6 protein-coding genes are annotated in these 6840 nt (G+C 72.4%); 3 read left to right on the forward strand and 3 right to left on the reverse strand.

Translation table 11 applies throughout. The features are described 5' to 3' along the window. Nucleotides 1-153 precede the first annotated feature (153 nt). Both EAD96_RS14560 and EAD96_RS14565 read right to left on the reverse strand, forming a co-directional pair. Nucleotides 154-2145: an acetoacetate--CoA ligase gene (locus tag EAD96_RS14560; RefSeq protein ID WP_121684642.1), complete on the reverse strand. Its 1992-nt coding sequence runs from the start codon at nucleotides 2143-2145 to the stop codon at nucleotides 154-156. A gap of 154 nt (nucleotides 2146-2299) precedes the next feature. After that, nucleotides 2300-2815, reverse strand: a complete 516-nt coding sequence (locus EAD96_RS14565; protein ID WP_091418577.1) for an acyl-CoA thioesterase — start codon at nucleotides 2813-2815, stop codon at nucleotides 2300-2302. A 23-nt stretch (nucleotides 2816-2838) separates the two neighbouring features. Between EAD96_RS14565 and EAD96_RS14570 the strand changes: the two genes are divergently transcribed. Beyond that, a complete protein-coding gene (locus tag EAD96_RS14570) occupies nucleotides 2839-3492 on the forward strand; it encodes a hypothetical protein (protein ID WP_121684643.1) in 654 nt (217 codons plus the stop codon). Nucleotides 3493-3546: 54 nt separating this feature from the next. Here the strand turns inward: EAD96_RS14570 and EAD96_RS14575 are convergent, their stop codons facing one another. Further along, nucleotides 3547-4710 (reverse strand): acyl-CoA dehydrogenase family protein, encoded by a 1164-nt coding sequence (locus tag EAD96_RS14575; RefSeq protein WP_120571562.1) that lies wholly within the window; start codon nucleotides 4708-4710, stop codon nucleotides 3547-3549. A gap of 246 nt (nucleotides 4711-4956) precedes the next feature. Here EAD96_RS14575 and EAD96_RS14580 point away from each other — a divergent pair, with 246 nt between their 5' ends. Both EAD96_RS14580 and EAD96_RS14585 read left to right on the forward strand, forming a co-directional pair. Further along, nucleotides 4957-6384 carry a UDP-glucose/GDP-mannose dehydrogenase family protein gene (locus EAD96_RS14580; protein WP_120571563.1) on the forward strand — a complete coding sequence of 476 codons (1428 nt, stop codon included), beginning with the start codon at nucleotides 4957-4959 and terminating at the stop codon, nucleotides 6382-6384. A gap of 162 nt (nucleotides 6385-6546) precedes the next feature. After that, nucleotides 6547-6840 (forward strand): hypothetical protein (locus tag EAD96_RS14585; protein WP_147457880.1); only part of this gene is annotated, 294 nt, incomplete at its 3' end.

Here is a 6840-nt window from a genome sequence, read left to right on the forward strand (position 1 = left end):
CCCCGACCCGACCCGCCTCGCCTCCCGCGCCGAAACCGAGAAGACCACGCACACCCTGGCCTGAGCCGCCGCCCTCCCCGTCCCCGTCGATCTTGCACTTTCGGTCCTCGGCGCGGGGCATTCGCCCCTTTCGCCGGGGCGGAAAGTGCAAGATCAGCGAGGGGAGACAGGGCTGTCGGTGGCGGCCCGGCGCTGGGCCAGGGCGGCGAACGCCGTCAGGGACTCGGGATTGGCCAGGGCGCCCTTGGCCGCCGCGCTGTCCACCGGGGTGCCCGTAAGGATCTTCTTCACCGGCACCTCCAGCTTCTTCGCGCTCAACGTGCGCGGCACGGCCCGGACCTGGTGGATCTCGTCCGGCACGTGCCGCGGCGACAGGGCGGTACGCAGCTCCCGGCAGATCTTTCGCCGCATCTCGTCGTCAAGTTCCAGGCCGTCGGCGAGCACCACGAACAGCAGCAGCTCGCCCGCGCCGCCCTCGTCGTCCTCCAGGTGCACGACCACCGAGTCGACCACCTCGTCCAGTCCCTCGACCACGGAGTAGAACTCGGCGGTGCCCAGCCGTACGCCGCCCCGGTTGAGCGTGGCGTCGGACCGGCCGGTGATCACGCACCCGCCGCGCTCGTTCACGGTGATCCAGTCGCCGTGGCGCCACACGCCGGGATAGACCTCGAAGTACGCCTCCCGGTAGCGGGCGCCGTCCGGGTCGTTCCAGAACCCGACCGGCATGCTCGGCATCGGCTCGGTGATCACCAGCTCGCCGAGCTGCCCGATCACGGCGCTGCCGTCGGCGGAGCGGGCCTCCACCTTCGCGCCGAGCGCCCGGCAGGCGATCTCACCGGCGTACACCGGCAGCAGCGGCACGCCGCCGACGAACCCGGTGCACACGTCGGTGCCGCCGGACAGCGACTGGAGCTGGAGGCGGTCACTGACGTTCTCGTACACCCAGGTGAAGCCCTCGGCCGGCAGCGGCGCGCCGGTCGAGCCGAGGCCGCGCACCGCGGACAGGTCGGCGATGTCCCGCGGCACCAGCCCGGCCTTGCGGCAGGCCAGCAGGAACGGCGCGGACGTCCCGAAGTACGTGGTGCCGGTGTCGGCGGCCAGCCGCCACAGCGCGCCCAGGTCGGGATGGCCCGGGTTGCCGTCGAACAGCACGATCGCCGCGCCCACCGCCGGGCCGGAGACCAGGAAGTTCCACATCATCCAGCCGGTCGTGGTGAACCACAGGAACCGGTCGGACGGACCCAGGTCGTGGTGCAGCGCCAGCATCTTGAGGTGTTCCAGCAGGATGCCGCCGTGGCCGTGCACGATCGGCTTGGGCAGGCCGGTGGTGCCGGAGGAGTAGAGCACGTACAGCGGGTGGTCGAAGGCGACCGGCGTGAACGTCAGCGGCTCGTCGGTGTCCGCCGCCAGCTCCGCCCACGGCAGCGCGCCGTCGGGCGCCGGGCCGTCCGGATCGAGGTACGCGACGGCGACCGTGTGCCGCAGCGACGGCAGCGCGGCCCGGATCGCGGCCACCTCGGCCCGCCGGTCGACCGGCTTGTCGCCGTACCGGTAGCCGTCCACGGCGACCAGCACCGTGGGCTCGATCTGCTGCCAGCGGTCGGTGACGCTGCGGGTGCCGAACTCGGGCGCGCAGGAGGAGAAGATCGCGCCGAGGCTGGCGGTGGCGAGCAGCAGCACGTACGTCTCGGGGATGTTCGGCGCGTACGCGGCCACCCGGTCGCCCGGCCCCACGCCGAGGCGGCGCAGCCCGGCGGCCACCCGGCGGACCCGCTCACGCAGCCCGGCCGCGGTGAGCGTCTCCGGTGCGCGGGTCTGCCCGTGTGCTATCACCGCCGGGTCGTCGTCGTCCAGCCCCGGCATCCGCAGCACGTTCTCGGCGTAGTTGAGCGTCGCGCCGGGGAACCAGCGGGCGCCCGGCATGGCCCGGTCGGTGAGGGTGGCGCTCGGCGGGGTGTGCGCGACGACGTCGAACCAGTCCCAGATCGAGCGCCAGAACGCGTCCAGGTCGGTCACCGACCACTGCCACAGCGCGTCGTAGTCGGCGAACTCCAGCCCGCGGTGCTCGGCCAGCCAGCGCAGGTAGTCACCGATCCGGGACCGCTCCCGCACGTCCGCCGGCGGCGTCCACAGCACGTCAGCCACTGTTCCACCCTCCCCTGGGCCCGCCACGACGGTGTGCCGGAGCCGTGGCGCCATCTTGCCCTACCTCGTGCCGCCATTGTCCGCGCCGGGTGCGCCGTACGGGGCGTGCCCCGCCCACACCCCGCACCCCGGGCCGGTGTGGGCGGGGCACCGGTCAGCCGGCCCGGTGGGCCTGGATCGCGCGGCGCCGGGCGAGCCGGTGCGCGCGCCGGATCTCGGCCTCCCGGAAGCGGCGCTCGTCCTCCGGCGTCTCGGGCAGCACCGGGCGGACCGGGCGGGGCGAGCCGCCCACGTCGACGCCCACGAAGACCAGGTACGCGGTGGCGACCCTGACCGGCTCCTCCTCGGCCGAGTCCCAGCGCTCGGCGACCACCCGCACCCCGACCTCCATCGAGGTCTGGCCGGTCCAGTTGATCTGTGCGTGCGCGTGCACGAGGTCGCCCACCCGGACCGGCTCGGAGAAGACGATCTCGTCGATGGAGGCGGTCACCGCGGTGCCGCCGCTGTGCCGCGCAGCCGCCGCACCGGCAACGTCGTCCACGAATTTCATCAGTACCCCACCGTGCACGGTCCCGTACAGATTGACATCGACCGCGGTCATGATGCGACTGAGCGTGACGCGGGAGTACGAGGTCGGCTTACCCGGCGGGACCGCGGGATGATCTGTCATGCCGGAAACGGTACGGTGCGCGGATGCGACATCTCTGGAGCTTCCTCGCCGGGTTGGCGGTGGCACCCGTCACCTGGGTGCTCGTCACGCTCGGTCAGGACGGATCTGAGCGGACCGTCGACCGCTGGGTGGAGATCGGGACGTACAGCACGCCGAACCTGATCGAGCCGGCCGTCTATCTGGGCGTCGCCGGCATCCTGCTCGGCCTGCTCGGCACGTTGCGCTTCTCGCCGTTCGGCCCGCTGGTGGCCGGCCTGCTGCTCGCTGTCCCGTACCTCGGACTGTTCGTCGCGCCGTTCAGCGTGCGGGACCGGGTGCCGGACGACCTGAAGCTGCTCGGTGACCCGCTGCCGCTGCGCGGCCCGCTCGACAACGGCACGCTGTTCCTCATCGGCGTGCTGCTGCTGATGGCCGTGTTCAGCACGAGCCGCTGGCGGCGCCCCGCCACACCCGCGACGGCCGAGGCGGAGCTGACCCCGGCCGTCACACCGGCGGAGCACAAGCCGACGCTCACCGACTGGCCCCCGGCGCCGGCGAAGGACCCGGACACGCCGCCGCTCACGCTGGCGTACCCCGAGGCCCCCACCGAACCTCTGCCCCGCCGCACCGGCGGCGAGTCGCCGTGGTCCGCGCCCCCGCGCGGCGCGGGCCGGCCGGAGGGCACCGAGAGCCGTTGAACGAGCGCGGGCGGGCCGGTACGCAACCGGCCCGCCCGCCCGAACGCCCTGCCGTCAGCCCTTGAGCAGCTGACGCGCCATCACGATGCGCTGCACCTGGTTGGTGCCCTCGTAGATCTGGGTGATCTTGGCGTCCCGCATCATCCGCTCGACCGGGTAGTCGCGGGTATAGCCGTAGCCGCCGAGCAGCTGGACCGCGTCCGTGGTGATCTCCATGGCGGCGTCCGACGCGAAGCACTTCGCGGCGGCGCCGAAGTAGGTCAGATCCGCGTCGCCGCGCTCGGACTTGCCGGCGGCGGTGTACGTGAGCTGCCGCGCCGCCTCCAGCTTCATGCCCATGTCGGCGAGCATGAACTGGATGCCCTGGAAGTCGGCGACCGCCTTGCCGAACTGCTTGCGCTCCTGGACGTAGCCCTTGGCGTAGTCCAGCGCGCCCTGCGCGATGCCGACCGCCTGGGCGGCGATGGTGACCCGGGTGTGGTCCAGCGTCTTCATGGCGGTGGCGAAGCCGGTGCCCTCGGCGCCGATCATGCGGTCGGCCGGGATCCGGACGTTGTCGAAGTAGACCTCGCGGGTGGGCGAGCCCTTGATGCCGAGCTTCTTCTCCGGCGCGCCGAAGCTGACGCCCGGGTCGGACTTCTCCACCACGAACGCGGAGATGCCCTTCGACCGGGCTGTGGGATCGGTCACGGCGAACACGGTGTAGTACTCGGACACGCCCGCGTTGGTGATCCACCGCTTCACGCCGTTGAGCACCCAGTGGTCTCCGTCACGTACCGCCTTGGTGGTCATCGAGGCGGCGTCGCTGCCCGCCTCCGGCTCGGAGAGGCAGTAGGAGAACATGCCCTCCCCGGCCGCGACCGGGGTGAGGTACTTGCGCTTCAGCTCCTCGGAGCCGGCCAGCAGCAGCGGCATGGTGCCCAGCTTGTTCACCGCCGGGATCAGCGAGGACGACGCGCAGGCCCGGGCCACCTCCTCGATCACGATGGCCGTGGCCAGCGCATCGGCGCCGGCGCCGCCGTACTCGACCGGGATGTGCGGGGCGTGGAAGTCGGCCGCGCGCAGAGCCTCGTAGGACGCCTTGGGGAACTCACCTGTCTCGTCCGCCTCGGCGGCGTGCGGAGCCACCTTGGCCGCACAGACCTCACGGACCGCCTCCCGGATCGCCTCGTGCTCCTCCGGCAACCGGTAGACGTCGAACGACTGCTCTGCGGCCATGTCGGCCCTCCCCTTTCACCGCTATCATGCGCAGTCTGTGCCGCCCGGAGGCCGACGACTGCCGCAAACTGAAGGATAGCCACCGGCCCCGGCCGAACCTTACCGGCGGGTAGGCTCGCGCCCGAGCCTCGCCCGCCCGACCCCATTACCCTCACAGCAGACATCCAGTTCCCTCGGTGCCCGGCTCGGCGCCCCAGCAGAATGCGACGCGTGGAAGCGCCGCCAGTGCGAGCGGAGAAGACAGGCGTGACGATTCCGTACCCGAACACCCAGCCGATGCCCGCCATCGCCGCGGTGACCCCGCCGTCCGGCGCCGCCCGCCCGCGGGTGACGTTCCTCGGCACCGGCTACCTCGGTGCGACCTACGCCATCTGCTACGCGGAGCTGGGCTACGAGGTGCTCGGCTTCGACGTCGACGCGGACAAGATCGCCAAGCTGAACGCGGGCGAGGTGCCGATCCACGAGCCGGGCCTCGACGAGCTGCTGCGGCGCAACCTGGCCGCCGGGCGGCTGCGGTTCAGCACCGACATCCAGGAGACCGCCGACTTCGGCGACGTCCACTTCATCTGCGTCGGCACCCCGCAGCGGGCCGACGGGATGGGCGCCGACCTGTCGTACGTCGAGGCGTCCGTGACCAGCCTCGCCCAACACCTGACCCGCAAGGCGCTGATCGTCGGCAAGTCCACCGTGCCGGTGGGCACCGCCGAGTGGGTGGAGCAGCTCGTCGGCAAGCACACCCCGGCCGACCTCGGCGTCGAGGTGGCGTGGAGCCCCGAGTTCCTCCAGGAGGGCTTCGCCGTCGACGACGTGCTCCGTCCGAACCGGATCGTGGTCGGCGTCAAGAGCGAGTGGGCCAACGGCATGCTCTTCGCCGCCCACAAAGGCGTCTTCGACCTCGCCGCCACCGAGGACCGCGAGGTGCCGCTGGTGGTCACCGACTTCGCCACCGCCGAGCTGGTCAAGGTCGCCGCGAACGCGTTCCTCGCCACCAAGATCTCCTTCATCAACGCGATGGCCGAGGTCTGCGAGGCGGCCGGCGGCGACGTCACCCAGCTCGCCCGCTCGATCGGCTACGACCCGCGTATCGGCAACCGCTTCCTCCAGGCCGGGCTGGGCTTCGGCGGCGCCTGCCTGCCCAAGGACATCCGCGCCTTCCAGGCCCGGGCGCAGGAGCTGGGCGCCGGTGAGGCGCTGCGCTTCCTGCACGAGGTCGACCTGATCAACCAGCGCCGCCGCAGCCGCGTGGTGCAGCTCGCCGCCGAACTGCTCGGCCGCCGCTCCGGCCCGGCCGGCCCGGACCTGTCCGGCACCCGGGTCGCGGTGCTCGGCGCCACGTTCAAACCCAACACCGACGACGTACGCGACGCGCCGGCGCTCGCGGTCGCCTCGCTGCTCGGCAAGGCCGGCGCCGACGTGCACGTGTTCGACCCGCAGGGGATCGAGAACGCGCGCCGGGCGGTGCCCGAGCTGACGTACGAGGAGACCATGAACGACGCCGTCCGCGGCGCCGACCTGGTCTGCGTGCTCACCGAGTGGGCCGAGTTCCGCAACGCCGACCCGGTCGCCCTGGGCGAGCTGGCGAACGGCCGCAAGGTGGTCGACGGGCGCAACTGCCTCGACTCGACACTGTGGACGCAGGCCGGCTGGGAGTACCGCGGTATGGGCCGCCCCTGACCCGCTGACCGTGCGGACCGGCCGCCGGGGAACGTCTCCCCGGCGGCCGGTCCGTTTTTGTTGTCCGGAACGCGGCGGCAACTGTCGAAATCCCGGCCCACTCAAGGCATGCTGCCTCTGGGAGGTCCACAGTGCGGGGGCACGGGCGGACGGGAGACTGTCGTGGAGAGCTTCAGGTGCGCCTCGTGCGGGCAGGACATCAAGCCCGCCGTCGTCTGCCCGCACTGCGGCGCGCACCAGCCCCAGTGGGCCGAGCACCTGGCCGACATCGAGCGCTCGATCGCCGAGATGAAGGCCCGCGACGCCGAGATCGCCCGGGAACAGCGGCAGATCGCCGCCAAGATGCAGGCCGCCCTCTTCCAGCGGGACATCCTGGCGCACGCCGGCGAGGAACGGATCCGGCAGGCCACCCGGCCGCGCCGGGTCCTGCGCCGCCGGCCCGGCCGCCGCCCGCCC

This window comes from Micromonospora sp. BL1, assembly GCF_003667485.1.
Lineage (GTDB): Bacteria > Actinomycetota > Actinomycetes > Mycobacteriales > Micromonosporaceae > Micromonospora > Micromonospora tulbaghiae.

Coding starts and splice junctions, on each gene's coding strand:
- EAD96_RS14565 (WP_091418577.1), bottom strand. CDS start 2,815: ATGACAGATCATCCCGCGGTCCCGCCGGGTAAGCCGACCTCGTACTCC.
- EAD96_RS14570 (WP_121684643.1), top strand. CDS start 2,839: ATGCGACATCTCTGGAGCTTCCTCGCCGGGTTGGCGGTGGCACCCGTC.
- EAD96_RS14575 (WP_120571562.1), bottom strand. CDS start 4,710: ATGGCCGCAGAGCAGTCGTTCGACGTCTACCGGTTGCCGGAGGAGCAC.